20 protein-coding genes and 3 pseudogenes are annotated in these 17,947 nt (G+C 75.1%); 5 read left to right on the top strand and 18 right to left on the bottom strand.

The window, feature by feature from the left end:
• Positions 1-3: 3 nt before the first annotated feature.
• A complete protein-coding gene (locus tag G7075_RS19950) occupies positions 4-459 on the bottom strand; it encodes a hypothetical protein (protein WP_166124126.1) in 456 nt (151 codons plus the stop codon).
• Between the two features lie 180 nt (positions 460-639).
• Between G7075_RS19950 and menE the strand changes: the two genes are divergently transcribed.
• The 3 genes from menE to G7075_RS19935 are packed head-to-tail and all read left to right on the top strand — an operon-like array spanning position 640 to position 2,933.
• On the top strand, positions 640-1,716 hold the full coding sequence (gene menE, locus G7075_RS19945; protein WP_240917782.1) for an o-succinylbenzoate--CoA ligase: 1,077 nt from the start codon (positions 640-642) through the stop codon (positions 1,714-1,716).
• Positions 1,717-1,720: 4 nt separating this feature from the next.
• A complete protein-coding gene (locus tag G7075_RS19940) occupies positions 1,721-2,041 on the top strand; it encodes a PLD nuclease N-terminal domain-containing protein (protein WP_166124125.1) in 321 nt (106 codons plus the stop codon).
• Positions 2,042-2,048: 7 nt separating this feature from the next.
• Positions 2,049-2,933 carry a 1,4-dihydroxy-2-naphthoate polyprenyltransferase gene (locus G7075_RS19935; protein ID WP_166124124.1) on the top strand — a complete coding sequence of 295 codons (885 nt, stop codon included), beginning with the start codon at positions 2,049-2,051 and terminating at the stop codon, positions 2,931-2,933.
• A gap of 171 nt (positions 2,934-3,104) precedes the next feature.
• Here G7075_RS19935 and G7075_RS19930 read toward each other — a convergent pair whose 3' ends face one another.
• The 9 genes and pseudogenes from G7075_RS19930 to G7075_RS19895 all read right to left on the bottom strand — a co-directional run bounded on the left by G7075_RS19930 (position 3,105) and on the right by G7075_RS19895 (position 9,946).
• Entirely contained in the window at positions 3,105-3,431 is a 327-nt protein-coding gene (locus G7075_RS19930) for a DUF4229 domain-containing protein (protein WP_166124123.1), read from the bottom strand.
• Positions 3,432-3,447: 16 nt separating this feature from the next.
• Positions 3,448-4,167 carry a c-type cytochrome biogenesis protein CcsB gene (gene ccsB / locus G7075_RS19925; RefSeq protein ID WP_240917781.1) on the bottom strand — a complete coding sequence of 240 codons (720 nt, stop codon included), beginning with the start codon at positions 4,165-4,167 and terminating at the stop codon, positions 3,448-3,450.
• A gap of 76 nt (positions 4,168-4,243) precedes the next feature.
• Positions 4,244-4,423, bottom strand: coding sequence for a hypothetical protein (locus G7075_RS21885; protein ID WP_240917780.1), 180 nt, complete (start codon positions 4,421-4,423; stop codon positions 4,244-4,246).
• Positions 4,420-5,890, bottom strand: a pseudogene (locus G7075_RS19920) (cytochrome c biogenesis protein ResB). The gene G7075_RS21885 and the pseudogene G7075_RS19920 overlap by 4 nt, the downstream one beginning before the upstream one ends.
• A gap of 140 nt (positions 5,891-6,030) precedes the next feature.
• Positions 6,031-6,792, bottom strand: a complete 762-nt coding sequence (locus G7075_RS19915; RefSeq protein WP_240917779.1) for a cytochrome c biogenesis protein CcdA — start codon at positions 6,790-6,792, stop codon at positions 6,031-6,033.
• Positions 6,789-7,391: a TlpA disulfide reductase family protein gene (locus tag G7075_RS19910; RefSeq protein ID WP_166124122.1), complete on the bottom strand. Its 603-nt coding sequence runs from the start codon at positions 7,389-7,391 to the stop codon at positions 6,789-6,791. The genes G7075_RS19915 and G7075_RS19910 overlap by 4 nt, the downstream gene beginning before the upstream one ends.
• Complete coding sequence (locus tag G7075_RS19905) at positions 7,388-8,056, bottom strand: histidine phosphatase family protein (RefSeq protein ID WP_166124121.1); 669 nt, start codon at positions 8,054-8,056, stop codon at positions 7,388-7,390. The genes G7075_RS19910 and G7075_RS19905 overlap by 4 nt, the downstream gene beginning before the upstream one ends.
• Positions 8,057-8,122: 66 nt before the next feature.
• Entirely contained in the window at positions 8,123-9,439 is a 1,317-nt protein-coding gene (hemL, locus tag G7075_RS19900; protein WP_166124120.1) for a glutamate-1-semialdehyde 2,1-aminomutase, read from the bottom strand.
• A 15-nt stretch (positions 9,440-9,454) separates the two neighbouring features.
• Positions 9,455-9,946 (bottom strand): MarR family winged helix-turn-helix transcriptional regulator, encoded by a 492-nt coding sequence (locus G7075_RS19895; RefSeq protein ID WP_240917778.1) that lies wholly within the window; start codon positions 9,944-9,946, stop codon positions 9,455-9,457.
• A gap of 174 nt (positions 9,947-10,120) precedes the next feature.
• Here G7075_RS19895 and G7075_RS19890 point away from each other — a divergent pair, with 174 nt between their 5' ends.
• Both G7075_RS19890 and G7075_RS21880 read left to right on the top strand, forming a co-directional pair.
• Positions 10,121-10,660, top strand: a complete 540-nt coding sequence (locus G7075_RS19890; RefSeq protein ID WP_205860579.1) for a YceI family protein — start codon at positions 10,121-10,123, stop codon at positions 10,658-10,660.
• Positions 10,661-11,080: 420 nt separating this feature from the next.
• On the top strand, positions 11,081-11,377 hold the full coding sequence (locus tag G7075_RS21880) for a hypothetical protein (protein ID WP_240917777.1): 297 nt from the start codon (positions 11,081-11,083) through the stop codon (positions 11,375-11,377).
• Here the strand turns inward: G7075_RS21880 and G7075_RS20505 are convergent.
• From G7075_RS20505 to G7075_RS19850, 8 genes and pseudogenes are all read right to left on the bottom strand, one after another.
• On the bottom strand, positions 11,349-11,603 hold the full coding sequence (locus G7075_RS20505) for a DUF1203 domain-containing protein (RefSeq protein WP_205860578.1): 255 nt from the start codon (positions 11,601-11,603) through the stop codon (positions 11,349-11,351). The two genes, G7075_RS21880 and G7075_RS20505, sit on opposite strands and share 29 nt — an antisense overlap.
• Positions 11,604-11,936: 333 nt before the next feature.
• A pseudogene (hemB, locus tag G7075_RS19875) lies at positions 11,937-12,859 on the bottom strand (porphobilinogen synthase).
• Between the two features lie 70 nt (positions 12,860-12,929).
• Positions 12,930-14,552 carry a uroporphyrinogen-III synthase gene (locus G7075_RS19870; protein WP_166124118.1) on the bottom strand — a complete coding sequence of 541 codons (1,623 nt, stop codon included), beginning with the start codon at positions 14,550-14,552 and terminating at the stop codon, positions 12,930-12,932.
• Positions 14,549-15,499, bottom strand: coding sequence for a hydroxymethylbilane synthase (hemC, locus tag G7075_RS19865; protein WP_166124117.1), 951 nt, complete (start codon positions 15,497-15,499; stop codon positions 14,549-14,551). Before hemC ends, G7075_RS19870 begins: the two co-directional genes overlap by 4 nt.
• Positions 15,496-15,813: a hypothetical protein gene (locus G7075_RS23280; protein ID WP_371814135.1), complete on the bottom strand. Its 318-nt coding sequence runs from the start codon at positions 15,811-15,813 to the stop codon at positions 15,496-15,498. Before G7075_RS23280 ends, hemC begins: the two co-directional genes overlap by 4 nt.
• A 158-nt stretch (positions 15,814-15,971) precedes the next feature.
• Positions 15,972-16,805, bottom strand: a pseudogene (gene hemA, locus G7075_RS23275) (glutamyl-tRNA reductase); the annotation flags it as partial.
• Positions 16,802-17,467 carry a redox-sensing transcriptional repressor Rex gene (locus tag G7075_RS19855; protein WP_166124116.1) on the bottom strand — a complete coding sequence of 222 codons (666 nt, stop codon included), beginning with the start codon at positions 17,465-17,467 and terminating at the stop codon, positions 16,802-16,804. The gene G7075_RS19855 and the pseudogene hemA, both read right to left, overlap by 4 nt.
• A gap of 159 nt (positions 17,468-17,626) precedes the next feature.
• Entirely contained in the window at positions 17,627-17,947 is a 321-nt protein-coding gene (locus tag G7075_RS19850; protein ID WP_166124115.1) for a glutaredoxin family protein, read from the bottom strand.

Below are 17,947 nucleotides of genomic sequence, written 5' to 3'. Positions count from 1 at the left end.
CCGTCAGCCGGAGCCGCCGAGGTCGACCTCGTAGGCCTCGAAGACGAGGTCGGAGCCGCGCTGGCGGTGGCGCACCAGCCGGCCGATGAGGGCCGTCGCGGCCTCCCGGTGGGCGTCGACCGCCTCGGGCCCCTCGAGCCCGTCGTCGCGCTCGCCGAGCAGCCGGTCGACCTCGGCGAGCAGCTCGACGTGCTCGGCCGTGCGGTGGTCGACCTCCCGCGAGAGCCGGGGCGCGTGGGCCCGCAGGTCGTCGTAGAGGCCGCCGGGGGCCTCGGTGAGCGCCACGTGGTCGCGCAGGTCGTGGGCGAGCTCGGTGAGCGCGGCACGGACCCGCCTGCGCCACACCGGCCCCAGACCGACGGGCAGGGCGAGGGCGGCGTCGAGCGCGGCCATCGACTCCCCCAGCTCGGCCCGGTGGGCACGGACCTGCTCCAGGTGCGTCGCGATCACCTCGTCCACGGGCCACCTCCTCGGCGTGAGGCCATGCTCCCGGATCCGGGGCGCGGCGGCCAGTGCAGGGCGGCGCGGGCCGGCTCCTAGAGTGGGCGCCGTGGACCTCGACCCTCTGCCCGTGCCCCCGGCGACGGCGCCGCGTCGGTCCTCCCCCGCCTGCGCCGCGCCCTCGACGGCGGTGGCGCGGTGCTGCCCCACGTCGCCAGCGGTCCCGTCCCCGAGCTGCCCCGGTTCGCGGCGGCCGCCCTGCCCGAGGACCTCGCCGTCGTCGTCGGGACGTCCGGCTCGACCGGCACCCCGAAGCTGGCGATGCTCGGCGCGAGCGCCCTGACCGCGAGCGCGCACGCCACCCACGAGCGCCTCGGCGGCCCCGGGCAGTGGCTACTGACCCTTCCCGCGGGGCACGTCGCCGGCCTCCAGGTGCTCCTGCGCGGGCTGGACGCCGGGACGGTGCCGGTGGTCATGGACCTCGCGAACGGGTTCTCCCCCACCGCCTTCGTGGCCGGCGTCCGGCGCCTCGACCCCCAGCACCGCCACTACACGTCGCTCGTGCCGACCCAGCTCGTCCGCCTCCTCGAGGACCCCGCGGCGACCGCCGCCCTGGCCTCCCTGCACGGCGTGCTCGTCGGGGGCGCCGCGACACCGCCCACCCTGCGCCGCCGGGCCGAGGCCGCCGGGGTGCGCGTCGTGACGACCTACGGGATGAGCGAGACGTGCGGTGGCTGCGTCTACGACGGCCGGGCCCTGACCGGCGCCGGCGTCCGCCTCGACGACGAGGGCCGGGTGCACCTCGGGGGCGCGACCCTCGCGCACGGCTACCTCGGGCGGCCCGACCTCACCTTCCGCGCCTTCACCGTCGACCCCGACGGCTCGCGGTGGTTCCGCACCGACGACGGCGGGCACCTCGGCGAGGACGGCCGGCTGCACGTCGACGGCCGGCTCGACGACGTCGTCGTCACCGGGGGGATGAAGGTCGCGCCCCGGCCGGTCGAGGAGGCGGCCGTCGAGCACGTGCCGGGGGTGCGCGAGGCGGTCGTCGTCGGCACGCCCGACCCGGAGTGGGGGCAGGCGGTGAGCCTCCTCGTCGTGCCCGAGGCGGGCGCACGGCCACTGTCGGTCGTCGAGGTCCGCGAGCACCTGCGCGGCCACGTCCCCGACCACGCGCTGCCCCGGCGCGTCACCGCCGCACAGGCCGTTCCCCTGCGGGGTCCGGGCAAACCGGACAGAGCCGCCGTCGCCGGTCTCTTCGACGTGGGAGGATGACCCGGTGTTGCGGTACCTGCCCTACGTCCTCAGCCTCGCGCTGACGGTCTACTGCCTCATCGACTGCCTCCAGACCGACGAGGTGGTCATGCGCAACCTGCCGAAGATCGCCTGGGTGATGCTCGTCCTCCTCTTCCCGGTCGTCGGCCCCGTCGCCTGGCTCGTCGCCGGCCGGCCCTCCGCCGAGAGCCGTTCCGCGCACCTCACCCAGCAGGAGCGCTGGGAGGCCGACTACCGCCGCAAGGAGCGCGAGCGCGAGCAGCGCGAGCGCCGTCAGGCCCCCCGGGGGCCGGACGACGACCCCGACTTCCTCAAGGGCATCTGACCGCACGATGGCCACCCTCTCGCAGTGGGTGTCGGGCGCCCGCCCACGCACCCTGCCCGCCGCCGTCGCGCCCGTCGTCCTCGGCACGGCCGCCGCACTCCGGGTCGAGGCGGCGGATGCGCTGCGCGCGGTCCTGGCGCTGCTCGTCGCGCTCGCCCTCCAGGTGGGCGTCAACTACGCCAACGACTACTCCGACGGCATCCGCGGCACCGACGAGGTGCGGGCCGGGCCGGTGCGCCTCGTCGGGCAGCGCCTGGCCGAGCCGCGCGCGGTGCGGCTGGCGGCGTTCCTCGCCTTCGGGGCGGCGGGCGCGCTCGGGCTGGTGCTCGTCGTGCTGTCGCAGGCCTGGGTGATGCTTCCGCTCGGCGCTCTCGCCGTGCTGGCCGCGTGGCGGTACACCGGCGGGGACAACCCGTACGGCTACCGCGGGCTCGGCGAGGCGTACGTGTTCGTGTTCTTCGGCCTGCTGGCCACGCTCGGCACCGAGTACACGCAGGCCGGCGCGCTGTCGTGGTTCGGCGTGGCGGGGGCCGTGGGCGTCGGCTCGGTGGCCTCGGCCATCCTCGTCGCCAACAACCTGCGCGACATCCCCACCGACACCGAGCACGGCAAGCACACGCTCGCGGTGCGGCTGGGGGACGCCCGGACGCGCGACCTGTACACCGGGCTGATGGCCGTGTCGCTGCCGGCGCTCGCGGTCATGGCGGTGTGGCAGCCGTGGGCGCTCGTGGCCCTGCTGGCGCTGCCGCTGGGCCTGCGCGGGGTGCGGGTCGTGCGCGCGGGGACGACGGGGCCGGGGCTCATCCCGGTGCTGGCCTCGACGGGGCTCTACGAGGTCGCGTGGGCGGTGCTGGTGCTCGCCGGCGTGGCAGTGGGAGCAGCGCTCGGCTGACCCCGGCGCCGGGTCACGCAGGACCTCCCGCGACTCCCGGAACCTTCGCGGTGGCGAGGGAGCTTCCGGGAGAGCGGGCCCACCTCGTGCGACCTCCGGGCGGTTCCGGGCGCCCCACGACGCGTCGAGGTGCAGGCACCCCGCACGAGGTCGGGAGGGACTGCCCTCGGCTCAGCGGAAGTCCTCGTCCTCGGGCCTCGAGGCGGTCGCCGGCTCGCGGCCGACCTCGGCGTCCTCGGCCTGCTCGTCGCCGACGGGGTGCTCGGCCCGCTCCTGGCGGGCGGCGGAGCGGCGCTCGATGCCCTCGGCGAGCTGGGCCGAGTACTCCTCGCGGAAACGCCGGAGCGCCACGTACGAGATGGCCATCGAGGCCAGCGCGGCGAGCACGACGAGCAGCACGTACTGGCTCTCGTCGCGCAGCCCGGCCAGCCAGCCGACGAGCAGGCACCCGAGGAAGATCATCAGGCGTAGGACGGTGTAGCGCAGGACCGCGTTCATCGCAGGAGTTCGCTCCTCAGAGACCGGAGTACGAGTGCTGGCCGACGAAGTACATGTTGACGACGGCGAAGTTGAGGATGACGCAGGCGAAGCCGGCGAGCGCGATCCAGGTCGCGTTCTGGCGCCGCCAGCCGGTCGTGGCCCGGGCGTGGAGGTAGGCGGCGTAGACCACCCAGATGACGAAGCTCCACACCTCCTTGGGGTCCCAGTTCCAGTACGAGCCCCAGGCCTGCCGGGCCCAGATCGCGCCGGCGATGACGGTGAAGGTCCACATCGGGAAGGCGACGATGTGCGCGCCGTAGGCCATCCGCTCGAGTGAGCGGGCCGAGGGCAGCCGGCCCATGAACGCGGGCCCCGGCTTGTCGGCCGCCTCGAGCCGGTCCTGGATGAGGTAGAGGATGCCGAGCGAGGCCCCGAGCGTGAAGACCGCGACGGTCATCGTGGCGACGGTGACGTGGATGGCCAGCCAGTACGAGCGCAGCGACGGCATGAGCTCGGAGGCGTCGGTGTACCAGACGGTGATGGCCGCGCCGAGCACGAGCAGCACCGGGCCGACGACGAACACCCCGAGCCAGCGCAGGTCGCGCCGGCTGGCCCAGCCGACGTAGGCCAGCAGCGTGAACATCCCGCCGACGATGGCGAACTCGTACATGTTGCCGAGCGGCCAGCGGTGCACCTCCGCGGCCCGCAGCACGACGCCCGCGACGAGCAGCACCGTGCCGAGCAGGGTGAGCATCCAGGCGATGCCGCCGGCCTGGCGCGCCGAGCGCGGCTCGGAGTCGTGCCCGCCGGACCCCGGGGCCTCGACGACCTCACCGGCAGCCCGTCCCTCGGCCCCGACCGAGGCCCCACGAGCTCGCGCTCGGGACGGCCTCGCGCGCCGGCACGACCCGGGCGAGGTAGAGGCCGTGGGCGAGCATGGCCAGGGTGAGCACGACCATCGACGAGTACACGGAGTAGTTCGACAGCTGCGCGAGCGTGTAGTCGGTCATCGGCGTCCTTCGGGGTCGGTGAGCACGGCGGCGACCTCGTCGTCCATGCCCTCGTCGTCGTCCTTCGCGAGGCCGCCGACGGAGACCACGGTACGACCCGTGGCCGCGTCGGGGCGAACCCGCACGAACACCCTCCGCCGGCGCACGACGAGGCTGAGCACCAGCCCGGCGAGCATCAGCACCGCCGAGACGAGGGTGAGGGTCTTGCCGGGGTCGGTGCGGATCGAGAGGCCGGCGAACCGCTCGACGCCGTCGAAGGTGATCGAGCCCCGACCGTCCGGGAGCTCGAAGGTCTGGCCCGGCCGCAGGAGGATGCGCAGCTGGCCCTCGCCGTCCTTGCCCGGGAGCGGCTTCATCTCGGAGGTGTCGAGGGTGTAGACCGACTGCGGCCGACCTCCGGGGAGCAGGTTGCCGCTGAACGCCGTGAGCGCGAGCTGGGGGTCGAGGGTGTCGGGGAAGACCGAGTGCGGCCCCGCTCGGAGTCGATGACCCCGGTGGGCAGGAAGAAGCCCGCGAAGCCGAGGTCGTCGGGGCGGGCGCCGGGGACCTTGATGGCCCCGACCGAGGTGTAGTCGTTGTCCTGGGCGAGGAACGGCGTGGCCGAGGTGTAGATGGCCGTGCCGTCGGCGTCGCGCACGGTGACCTTCGGCGCGTAGCCGTTGCCGAGGAGGAAGACCGAGCCGCCGCCGGTCTCGAGCGGGTGGTTGACGGCGATCTCGCGCTTCTCCGCCCGGCCGTCCGGGCCGGTGAACGTCGTGAAGGCCCGGAAGTCGCGCGGCATCCCGAACTGGCCCGCGCCCTTGTCCTCGGTCTCGAACTGCACGTCCATCCGGTCGAGCCGGATCGTGTACGGGTCGAGGGCGTTCGGGTCGACCCACGGCCCGGGGCTGAAGGTGTCGTAGCCCCCGAGCGTGTTGGCGAAGGTCTCGCCCACGGGCACGATGACGTCGCCCTTCCAGCCGAGCAGGTGCCCCAGCCGACCCCGACGAGGACGCCGATGAGGGCGAGGTGGAAGACGAGGTTGCCCGTCTCCTTGAGGTAGCCCTTCTCGGCCGACAGCGTCGTGTCGTCGTGCGCGTGCACCCGGTAGCGGCGGCCCCGCAGGGTGGCGCGCAGCCGGTCGCGCACCTCCTCGGGCGTCCCGTCGACGACCTCCTCGCGGTGGGCGGGTAGCCGCTCGAGCCGGCGGGGGGCCCGCGGGGGCGTGGACCTCAGCTGGTGCCAGTGGATGCGGCTGCGCGGCAGGACGCACCCGATGAGCGAGACGAAGAGCAGCAGGTAGATCGCGGCGAACCAGGGCGAGGCGTAGACCTCGAAGAACCCGAGCCGGTCGAGGAGGGGGCCGGCCGTCGGGTGGTCGCTGATCCACTGCGCGGTGCGCGCGGCGTCGATGGAGCGCTGCGGGAAGGTCGAGCCGGGGATGGCCCCGACGGCCAGGAGCAGCAGGAGGAAGAGCGCGGTGCGCATGCTCGTCAGCTGCCGCCAGGCGTAGCGCAGCCAGCCGACCGGGCCGAGCCGCGGGAGGGTGACGGACCCGCCCGAGCCCGAGCCCCCGTCGCCGTCGGGCGGCGAGGGCTGGGTCGACAGGGTGCGGTCGTCGGTCGTGCTCACAGCGACACCACGAACCCGTTGACGAGCTCGGTCTGGACCCAGGTGTTCATCGACTCCCAGACCCCGGTGAGCAGGAGCAGCCCGACGAGGACGAGCATGACGCCGCCGAACACCCGGATGCCGCGCGTGTGCCGGCGCAGCCAGCCCGAGGCCCGCCCGGCCCGGTCGAGGCCGGCCGCGACGAGCAGGAACGGCAGCCCCAGCCCGAGGCCGTACGCGACGGCCAGGGTGACCCCGCGGGCGACCTGCGGGTCGGCCGAGGCGGTGGCCATGACGAGCACCGCGGCGAGCGTCGGGCCGGTGCACGGCGCCCAGCCGAGCGCGAACACGGCACCGAGCAGCGGCGCCCCGAGCAGCCCGGCCCGCGGCCGCCAGTGCACGCGCTTCTCGACGCGGTCGCCGAGCCCGAGGAAGACCAGCCCCATGAGGACGACGAGCGCGCCGCCGACCCGCATGAGCACCTCGCGGTGGGCGACGAGCCCCTGGCCGACGGTCGTGACGAAGATCGTGCCGAGGACGAAGACGAGGGTGAAGCCGGCGACGAAGAGCAGCGCCCCCACCACGGTCCGCCCGCGCGAGCGCTCCGCCGCCGTCTCGCCCGTCAGGCCGGTGACGTAGCCGAGGAACCCCGGCACGAGCGGCAGCACGCACGGGCTCGCGAAGGACACGAGCCCGGCGAGGGCGGCGACACCGACGGCGAGCGGCAGGGCACCGCTCGTCACCGCGTCGCCACCGGCGGCGGCCAGGACCGGGGTCACGTCTCGGCGACCACGTCGTCGACGAGCCCGGTGAGGGTGCTCGTCGAGACCGGTCCGTTGACCCGGGCGGCGATCCGCCCCGAGCGGTCGAGGACGAGCGTGGTGGGGACGGTCGGCGCCTTGCCCTGGAGCCGGAGGAGGGTGAGGCCGGCCTTGTCACTGAGGCTGGGGTAGGTGATGCCGGCCTTCTTCACGAAGGCCGCTCCGCGCTCGGCCTCCTCGCGGAAGTCGATGCCCATGAAGGCCACGGGGGCCTTCTTCGCCTGCAGCTGTTCCCAGGCCTTCTGCAGGTCGGGCGCCTCGGCGACGCACGGGGCACACCACGAGCCCCACACGTTGAGGACGAGCACCTGCCCGCGGGTCGAGGTGATGTCCCAGGCCGCGCCGTCGAGGAGCGTGCCGTCCATCGTCACGGGCTCGTCGCGGTCGCCGACCGCGATCGTCTCGACGCTGCCGTCGCCGGACACGTAGCCCTTCTGGTCACCGGCCTTGGCCTGGGCGGCAACGGAGTTCGGGTCCTCGGTGCAGCCGGTGGCGGCGAGCACCGCGGCCAGGCCGGCGGCGCCGAGCAGGGTCCGACGGGGATGCCTCGACGTCACGCGCCGGCCCCCTTCTGTGCCTGCGGCAGGAGCATCGCGGCGGGTTCGCAGTACTCGAGCGAGAGCAGCTCGTCGCCGACGAAGGTCAGGGAGGTGAGGCTGGCCAGCGAGCACTCGCGGCGGGCCGGGTTGTGCACGAGCGAGCGGCCCTCGGTGGCCAGCCGGATCATCCAGATGGGCGCCTGGTGGCTGACGACGACGGCCTCGTGGCCGCGGGCGGCGGCGCGGGCGTCGACGACCGCGTCGCGCATCCGGTGGACGATCTCCGCGTACGGCTCGCCCCACGAGGGACGCAGCGGGTTGAGCATCTTCGGCCAGAGCCGCGGGTGGTGCAGCAGCCCCTTGCCGCCGGCCACCAGCAGGCCCTCGAAGGCGTTGACGGCCTCGAGCAGCCGGTCGTCGGTCGACACCTCGAGCCCGTGGGCCTCGGCGACCGGAGCGGCGGTCTCGCGGGCCCGCTCGAGCGGGCTCGACACGACGTGCACGACGTCGTGGTCGGCGAGGTGCTCGGCGGCCAGCTCGGCCATCCGGTGCCCGAGCCCGCTGAGGTGGTAGCCGGGCAGCCGTCCGTAGAGGACGTGTCCGGGGTTGTCGACCTCACCGTGCCGCAGCAGGTGCACGACGGTGCGCTGCGGCTCGACGGGCGCGTCGGGGGACGAGGTCATGGCCGCGATTGTCGCAAACCCACCTGAGCGCGGCGGACCGGGTTCGACGGCCGGGCGACCGGCGGGTCAGCCCGCCGCGGCGGCCGCCGCGCCGGGCAGCGCGGCGAGCACCTTCTCGACCGCGGCGTCGTCGTGCGCGGCCGAGACGAACCAGCACTCGTACGCGCTCGGGGGCAGGTAGACGCCGGCGTCGAGCATCGCGTGGAAGAAGCGGGCGAAGGCCTCGGTGTCCTGGCCGCGGGCGTCGTCGTAGTCGCGCACCGCGCCGTCGCGGAAGAACACGGAGAACATCGAGGAGGCGGTCTGGACCCGGTGCGGCACACCGGCCCTCGTCAGCGCCTCGGACGCGGCCCCGCGGATGGCGGTCGACACCTCGTCGAGCCGCGCGTACACCGCGTCGTCGCAGAGCCGCAGCGTGGTCAGGCCCGCCGCGGTCGCCACCGGGTTCCCCGAGAGCGTGCCGGCCTGGTAGACCGGTCCGTCCGGCGCGAGCAGCGCCATGACGTCGGCCCGGCCGCCGAAGGCCGCCGCGGGGAAGCCGCCGCCCATCACCTTGCCGAAGGTCAGCAGGTCGGGGGCGAGGTCGAGGCCCTCGTGGCCCCACCAGCCGGCCCGGCTGCAGCGGAAGCCGGTCATCACCTCGTCGGACACCAGCAGCGCGCCGTGCTCGGCGGTGACCCGGCGCAGGGCCTCGGTGAAGCCGGGGTCGGGCGCGACCACCCCCATGTTGCCGGCCGCCGCCTCGGTGACGAGACAGGCGATCTGGTCGCCGCGGGCGGCGAAGACGGCCTCGAGCGCCTCGACGTCGTTGTACGGCAGGACGAGGGTCTCGGCGGCCACCTCGGCCGGGACGCCGGCGGAGTCGGGCAGGGCCAGGGTCGCGACCCCGGACCCCGCCGCGACGAGCAGCGAGTCGACGTGCCCGTGGTAGTGCCCGGCGAACTTCACGACGAGCGGGCGGCCGGTGAAGCCGCGGGCGAGGCGGATGGCGCTCATCGTCGCCTCGGTGCCGCTGGAGACGAGGCGCACCTGCTCGACGGGCGCGACGCGCTCGACGATCTCCTCGGCGAGCAGGACCTCGTTCTCGGACGGTGTGCCGAACGAGGTGCCCCGGGCGGCCGCGCGCTGGACCGCCTCGATCACCTCGGGGTGGGCGTGGCCGAGGATCATCGGCCCCCAGCTGCCGACGAGGTCGACGTACTCGCGGCCGTCGACGTCGGTGAGGGTCGAGCCGCTGCCCGAGGCCATGAAGCGGGGGGTGCCGCCGACCGAGCGGAACGCGCGCACCGGGCTGTTGACGCCGCCCGGGGTCACGGCCCGGGCGCGGGCGAGCAGGGCGGCCGAGGCGGGGGCGGGATCGACGGTGGAGGAGGTGGTGGTCACCGGTCCATTGTCGGGTCAGCGGGGGCTGGCGGGTTCGTCCGGGGTCGTCGGGTCGGCCGCGTAGGCGTCGCGAACGGCCTGCATCGCCTCGCCGAGGGCGTGCACCTGCTGGCGGCTGAGGACGTCGACGAGGTGGCGCCGGACGCTGCGGACGTGGACGACGGCGAACCGCTCGATGGCCGCGCGCCCCTCGTCGGTGAGCTCGAGGACGACCCCGCGGCGGTCGTCGCTGGCCGGTGTCCGCACGACCCACCCGCGCCGCTCGAGCCGTGCCGCCGTGTGGGTGACCCGGCTGCGGGACTGGACGATGAGCGCGGCGAGGGCGGACATCCGCAATCGGCGGCCGTCGGCCTCGGAGAGCATCGAGACCAGCTCGTACTCGGAGAGGCTGACGCCGAAGCACTGGAGGTCGCGCTCGAGGGCGGCGTCGAGCTCGCGGGTGCCGCGCAGGTAGGCCCGCCACGCCCACTGCTCCTCGGCACTGAGCCAGCGCACGTCCTCGGCCACGAGGTCATCGTCGCACGTCGCGGGCCTGCGGTCGGCGAGCGACGGCCCGGCGGGCCGTCCCGAGGACCGGTCCCCGGGATGCGGAATAGACCGCGATGGGTCATAGTTGAAGCGTCAACTACCGGGTCGCACCCCTCGGCGACCGGCCCCGTCACCTCCGAAGGAGCAGTTCCCATGAGCACCGCCACCCTCACCGGCCTCACCGCCGGCACCTGGACCATCGACCCCACCCACACCGAGGTGGGCTTCGTCGCCCGTCACCTCATGGTGAGCAAGGTCCGCGGCTCGTTCACCGAGGTGTCCGGCACCGTCGTCGTCGGCGAGACGCTGGCCGACTCCTCCGCCGAGGTCGTCGTGAAGACCGCCTCCGTCGCCACCGGCACCGCCGACCGCGACGCCCACCTCACGAGCGGCGACTTCTTCGACTCCGAGGCCCACCCCGACATGACCTTCCGCTCCACCTCCTTCGACGGTGAGACCCTCGTCGGCGACCTGACCATCAAGGGCGTCACGAAGCCGGTCACCCTCGACGTCGAGTTCGGTGGCGTCGCCACCGACCCGTGGGGCAACGAGAAGGCGGCCTTCGAGGCCAGCGGCGAGCTCGACCGCACCCAGTGGGGCCTGACCTGGAACGCCAACCTCGAGAAGGGCGGCGTCCTCGTCTCCGAGAAGATCAAGCTCGTCATCGACGTCCAGCTCGCCAAGCAGGCCTGAGCGGACGCCCTCCCGGCTCCGCACCCTCCGGCGAGCCCCCGAGGCCGCCGTCACCCCACCGGGTGACGGCGGCCTCGTCGCGTCGGTGGCGCCCCGGCCGGCCGTCGCGGGGCGTTGGCCTCGCCGAGAGGAGGCAACACGCAGGGCGCCGGCCGCGATCGTCTGCGTGTTGCCTCCTCTCGGCGCGGGCCGGGTTCGACCATCGCGCCCCACGAGGGTGTCGAGCGGCTCGGCTAGCGTCCGCCCCATGGCGGACTGGAGCGAGGTCGTGGCGGCGGTCGGGCAGGCCCTCGGGGTGACCGCGAGGGAGGAGGCGCCCGGCTGAGGTCGCTGTGGGACGAGACCGGGCCCGACGACCACGCGCAGCGGTGCGTCCTGGCCCACTACCTCGCCGACCTCGAGCCCACGCTCGACGCCGAGGTGGCTTGGGACGAACGCGCCCTCGCGGCCTTCGCCCACGTGCGCCCCGACGAGCTCGCACCGGTCGGCATCCCGGACTCCGCGGGGATGGCCCCGAGCCTGCACCTCAACCTCGGTGACGGCTACCGCCGCCAGGAACGGCTCCACGAGGCCCGGCAGCAGCTCGAGGCCGCCGAGGCGGCGTCCGGCGCCCTCGGCGACGACGGCTACGGGGAGATGCTGCGGGCGGGCGTCCACCGGCTGCGCGCGCGGGTCGACGCCGGCGACGTCACGGACGCCGGACCGCCCGGGCGATGAAGCACTGCGCGAGCAGGTTGCGCACGTGCACCTCGGCGACCTCGTCGTGGGCCAGCACCTCACCGAGCGCCACCTCGACGCCCTCGCCGGCACCCACGACCCGGTGGTGCTCGTACCGCATCCGGCCCGTGGAGTCGTAGGCGCGCAGCACGCGGGCGTCGTCGTCGAGCCAGTCCGGCACCGACCCGTCCGCCGGGGCGGGGCACGGCCCGGCGTGGACGAACACCGGACCGACCTCCTGCCACGGCCGGGCCACCCGAGCGGCGCGTGCCCGACGAGCAGGAGGCGCTCCCCCGGGCGGCTGCGGGCGAGGCAGCACCGCAGCTGCGAGCCTCCCTCATCGTCGACGAAGGGCTCGGCGGGGCGGCCCCAGGCGTCGACGCCGTCGCGGCGCACCGCCTCGAGCTCGGCAGTGGGCAGGGGCAGCAGGGCGATGGTCGTCATGCCCGTGGAACGCGCGACCCGACCCCCGTGTGAGCCACGGGGAGCCCAGCCCTCCACAGTCGAGTGCGGAAGTGGTCGCCGGAGCAACCACTTCCGCACTCGACGCGGGTCGCGGTCAGAGGCGGGCGGCGGCCTCGAGCGCGAAGTACGTGAGGATGATGCTCGCCCCGGCCCGGCGGATGCCGATGAGCGACTCGTCGACCGCCCGGTCGCGGTCGATCCAGCCCCGCTCGGCGGCGGCCACGATCTGCGAGTACTCCCCGAGATCTGGTACGCCGCAACGGGAACCGGGGAGACCGCAGCGGCCGCGGCGACGACGTCGAGGTGCGGCCCGGCCGGCTTGACCATGACGAGGTCGGCCCCCTCGGCGACGTCGGCCTCGAGCTCGCGCAGCGCCTCCCGGCCGTTCGCGGGGTCCTGCTGGTAGGTGGCGCGGTCGCCGACGAGCGAGGACTGCACCGCCTCGCGGAACGGCCCGTAGAGCCCCGAGGTGTACTTCGCGGCGTAGGCGAGGATCGCGGTGTCGGCGTACCCGGCCCCGTCGAGGGCGTGGCGCACGTGCCCGACCTGACCGTCCATCATCCCGGACAGCCCGAGCACCGGTGTGCCCGTGGCGGCCTGGGCCAGCGCCATCGAGGCATAGCGCTCGAGGGTGGCGTCGTTGTCGACCCGGCCGTCGAGGGCGAGCACCCCGCAGTGGCCGTGGTCGGTGAACTCGTCGAGGCAGAGGTCGGACATCACGACGAGGTCGTCGCCGACCGCCTCGACCACCCGGCGCAGCGCCACGTTGAGGATGCCGTCGGGGTCGTCGGCGCCCGAGCCGCGGGCGTCCTTCTCGAGCGGGACGCCGAAGAGCATGATGCCGCCGAGTCCGGCATCGACGCAGCGCCGCGCCTCCTCGACGAGCGAGTCGAGCGTGTGCTGCACGACCCCGGGCATCGCCGAGATCGGAACGGGTGCGTCGGCGCCCTCGCGGACGAAGACGGGCAGCACGAGCTCGGCCGGGTGCAGCCGGGTCTCGGCGACGAGCCGCCGCAGCGCCGGGGTGGTGCGCAGCCGGCGCGGGCGGCCGACCGGGAACGCGGCACCCGGGAGCGGACCGCCCCGGTCACGTGGCGCGCTTCCGACCGCCCGCGCGGCGCTGGCTCGGCCGGACGACCTCCTCGCCCGCCTCGGCGGCGTCGAGGGCCAGCGACCGGCCGTGGTCGGCGAGCGCGTCGACGAGGGCCTCGGCGCTCGGCTCCGGCGCGAGGACGTCGACCCGCAGGCCGTGCTCCTCGGCGGTCTTCGCGGTGGCCGGCCCGATGCACGCGATGACGGTGCTGGGGTGCGGCTTGCCCGCGATGCCGACGAGGTTGCGCACGGTCGAGGACGAGGTGAAGAGCACGGCGTCGAAGGCGCCCGACTTGATGGCGTCACGCACCGGTGCGGCCGGCGGGGCGGCGCGGACCGTGCGGTAGGCGGTGACGTCGTCGACCTCCCAGCCGTTCTCCTGGAGCCCGGCGACGAGGGTGTCGGTGGCGATGTCGGCGCGCGGGAGGAAGACCCGGTCGATGGGGTCGAGGTCGGGGTCGAAGGGCGGCCACGCCTCGAGCAGACCCTTGGCCGACTGCTCGTCGGTGGGCACGAGGTCGGGGTTGATGCCCCACTCCCGCAACGCCTCCGCGGTGACGCCGCCGACGGCCGCGACCTTGAGCCCGGCGAACGAGCGGGCGTCGAGGCCGAACTCGTCGAACTTCTCGCGGATGGCCCGCACGGCGTTGACCGAGGTGAAGCCGACCCACTCGTAGCGGCCGGTGACCATGCCCTTGACCGCGCGCTCGAGCTGCTGCGGCGTGCGCGGCGGCTCGACCGAGATGGTCGGGACGACCTCGGCGTGCGCGCCGTGGTGCTCGAGGCGGCTGATCGTCGAGCCGGACTGCTCCTTGGTGCGCGGCACGAGGACCGACCAGCCGTAGAGCGGCTTGGTCTCGAACCAGGAGAGCGCGTCGCGCATCGCGACAGTGTCGCCGACGACCGCCAGCACCGGGAAGTGCCCGGCGGCCATCGCCTCGGGCGCCGCGCCGAGCGTCGTGACGACGGTGCGCTGCTCGGTGGTGGTGCCCTTCTCGGTGACCGCGACCGGGGTGTCGGCCGAGCGACCGGCGGCGGCCAGCGCCCGCAGCGCCTCGGCGGCCCGGTCGGGGGTGCCGAGGACGACGACCGTGACGGCGGCGTCGACCCCGCCCGAGACGTCCGGCGTGGACGGCCCGGCGACGACGACGTGCACCGCCGTGGAGGACTTCGAGGTGAGCGGCACCCCGGCGTAGGCCGGGACGGCGGTCAGGCTGCTGACACCCGGGACGACCTCGAAGGAGACGCCGGCCTTGACGAGGGCCTGGGCCTCCTCGGCGAGGCCGTTGAAGATCGCCGGATCGCCGTCCATGAGGCGCACGACGAGGCCGCCGGGGTGGGCCTTGGCGGCCCGTACGACGAGCTTGGCCCGGGAGGCCTGGGTGAGCCGCTCGCCCTGGTCGCCGTGACCGGCGTCGACGACGTCGACGTCGGGGCGGGCGTGGCGCAGGGCGAGGCCCTCGCGCGCCACCTGGTCGAGGACGACGGCGTCGGCGGCCGCGAGCAGCTCGGTCGCGCGGACCGTGAGCAGCCCGGGGTCACCGGGGCCGCCGCCGACGAAGGCGACGCGTGCGGGGACGCGGGTGGTGGGACGGGTGGACGAGCGCGTGGGGCTCACTGGGCACGCTCCGTGACGAGTCGTTCGGTGGACGTGGGCATGAGGTCGGCGGCGCCGTCCTCGAGGAGGAGGCGGGCCAGCCTCCGGCCGAGGTCTGCGGCCTCGGCGGGGTCACCGGTCAGGGACCGGCGCAGGTCGGAGGAACCGTCGGGGGCCGCGACGACGGCCCGCAGCGACAGCTCGGTGGTGTCGACGCCCTCGACGACCTCGGCGAGCGCACCGACCGGCGCCGAGCACCCGGCCTCGAGCTCGGCGAGCAGGGCGCGCTCGGCGGTGACGCAGGCCCGGGCGTCGGGGTCCTCGAGCGGGGCGACGGCGGTGCGGGTGGTGTCGTCGTCGGCGCGGACCTCGACGGCCAGCGCCCCCTGCCCCGGCGCCGGCAGCACCTGGAGGGGGTCGAGGTACTCGGTGACCTCGTCGGCCCGCCCGAGCCGCCGCAGGCCGGCGGCGGCGAGGACGACGGCGTCGAGCCGGCCGTCGTGGACGTGGCCGAGCCGGGTGTCGACGTTGCCGCGCAGGTCGCGCAGCTCGAGCCCGAGCCCGAGCGCCTCGAGCTGGGCCCGCCGGCGCGGCGAGCCGGTGCCGATGGTGGCGCCGGCCGGCAGCTCGCCGAGCGTGAGCCCGTCACGGGCGACGAGGGCGTCGCGGACGTCCTCGCGCACCGGAACGGCGGCCACGACGACCCGGGGGTCGGGGGCGGTCGGCAGGTCCTTGAGGGAGTGCACGGCGAGGTCGACCCGGCCGTCGGCGAGGGCCTCGCGCAGCGCGGAGACGAAGACGCCGGTGCCGCCGAGCTGGGCGAGCGGCGTCGTGCGGTCGAGGTCGCCCTCGGTGCTCACCTCGACGAGCTCGACGTCGTGCCCGAGGGCGCGCAGCCGGTCGGCGACCCAGGACGACTGGGTCGTCGCGAGGGCCGAGCGGCGGGTGCCGAGGCGCAGGGCGCTCATGCGTCCTCCCCCGGGATGACCGGCGGCACCGAGACGACGGAGACGTCGCGCGGGTCGAGGTCGAACAGCTCGGAGAGGGCCCGGGCGTAGCTGCCGCCCTGGCCGTCCCGCGCCAGCTCCTTGACCCGGACGGTCGGGGTGTGGAGCAGCTTGTCGACGACGCGCTCGACGGCGCGGCGGACCTCGGCGCGCTCGGCGTCGCCCATCCCGGGCGTGCGGCGCTCGAGGCGGGCCAGCTCGGCGTCGACGAGCTCGCCGGCCCGGGCGCGCAGGGCGGTGACGGTGGGCGCGACGGCCTGCCCGGAGCGCTGCACGAGGTAGGCGGCGACCTCGGCGGTGACGAGCTCGGTGGCGACGGTGACCTGCGGGGCCGACCCGGCCTCGGCGAGGTCCTCCCGAGCTCGGCGAGGCCGACGCGCGTGGCGCCCTCGAGGTCGGCGACGGCGAGGTCGACGTCGTGCGGGAGAGCGAGGTCGACGTAGACCTGCGGACGCCCGCCGCGGGCGGCGAGGGCCTCGGCGACGTGGTCGGCGGTGACGACCTGGCCGCGGGCGCCGGTGGAGGAGATGACGACGTCGGCGGCGGCCAGCGCGGGCCCGAGCCCGGACAGCGGCACGGCCGAGCCGCCGACCCGGTCGGCGACCGAGCGCGCGCGGTCGGGGTCGCGGTTGGCGACGACGAGCGCGCCGGCCTCGAGCCGGGCGACGGTGGCCGCGGCGAGCGCGCCCATCCCGCCGGCGCCGACGACGAGCACCGAGAGGTCGCCGAGGCCACCGAGCACGGACTGCGCGCGGGTCAGGCCGGCCTGCACGAGCGAGCCGCTGACGAGGTCGATCTCGGTCTCGGCGTGCACCCGCTTGGCGACCCGGAGGGCCTGCTGCAGAAGGCCGTTGAGTGCCGGACCCACATGACCGTGACGCTGGGCGCGCGAGAGCGAGCGGCGCACCTGGCCGAGGATCTGCGCCTCGCCCACGGCCATCGAGTCGAGCCCGGCGGCGACGGTGAAGGCGTGGCAGATGCCGCGGTCCTCGTAGTGCACGTAGAGGTGCGGCTGCAGCTCGGCGCGGTCGACGCCACACGCGTCGGCCAGGGCCTTGGTGATGTCGACGAGGGCGCCGTGGAAGGTCAGCGACTCCGCGTACACCTCGGTGCGGTTGCACGTGGAGAGGACGACCGCCTCGGTGACGTGCTCGGAGCCCAGGACGGTCTCCTCGAGCGCGGTGGCCGACGGACCGTCGAGGACGACCGACTCCAGCAGCGAGAGGGGTGCCCCGTGGTGGGACAGCCCGAGGACGACGAGGCTCACGGGGCGACCGCCTCGGCGACGGCGAGCCGCTGGCCGTGGAAGGCGAGGATCTGGAGCTCGGTCGAGAGGTCGACCGTGCGGACGACGACCTCGTCGGGGACGGTCAGCACGACCGGCGCGAAGTTGAGCACCGAGCGGACCCCGGCGTCGACGAGCGTGTCGCACGCCTCCTGGGCACCCTCGGGCGGGGTGGCGATGACACCGATGGCCAGGCCGTCGCGCTCGACGAGGTCGGGGAGGTCGGCGGTGGAGCGCACACGCGTGCCGGCGATGACCTCACCGACGACGCGCTCGTCGCGGTCGAGGAGCGCGATGACGCGAAAACCCCTCTCCGCGAACCCTCGGTAGGCCGCGAGCGCCCGGCCGAGGTTGCCCATCCCGACGATCGCGACGGGCCAGTCCTGGGTGAGGCCCAGGGCGGCGGCGATCTCGGAGGCCAGCCGGTCGACGTCGTAGCCGACCCCGCGCACCCCGTAGCTGCCGAGGTGCGACAGGTCCTTGCGCAGCATGGCCGAGCTGACACCGGCAGCGCTCGCGAGCTCCTCGGAGCTGACCGAGAGGGTGCCGTCGGAGGCGAGGGCGGTGAGGGCCCGCAGGTACCCCGGCAGACGGGCCACCGACGCCTCCGGGACTCCCCGGCGGGTGGCTGCTGCGGCGGACACGAGCGGTCACCGACTCCTTTCGCGGACCGCGGGCCCGGGACGAGGTGTGGAGCCGGGACGGCCCCCGGGACCCGCGGGAAACCACGTCAGCCTACGACTTTGTGAAGACAGGCACAAAGTGACGCCGGACCCGGTGAGATGCCTCACCCGGCGGATGTGCTAGGCGCCGGCGGACCCGTCGGCCGGCCGCGCACCGGGGGCCGGAGCGGCGAGCGCCGCGCGCAGCCGCTGCTCGTCGACCCGCCAGAAGTCGTGCTGCCGGCCGTCGACGAGGGTGACCGGCACCTCCTCGGACCAGCGCTGCACCAGCGCGGGGTCGGTGTCGACGTCGACCTCCTCCCAGCCGACGCCGAGGTCGGTGCACACCCGCTCGACGACCTCGCGGGCGACGCCGCACAGGTGGCACCCCGCACGGCCGACGAGCGTGACGCGCACGGGAGCGGCGGCGGGCTCGACGGGGTCGGCGGAGGTGGCGGGCAT

Origin of the sequence: Phycicoccus sp. HDW14, assembly GCF_011383005.1 — a bacterium.
GTDB lineage: Bacteria > Actinomycetota > Actinomycetes > Actinomycetales > Dermatophilaceae > Phycicoccus.
Note: the sequence above shows the minus strand (reverse complement) of the source record. Positions and strands in the feature narration are given on the sequence as shown.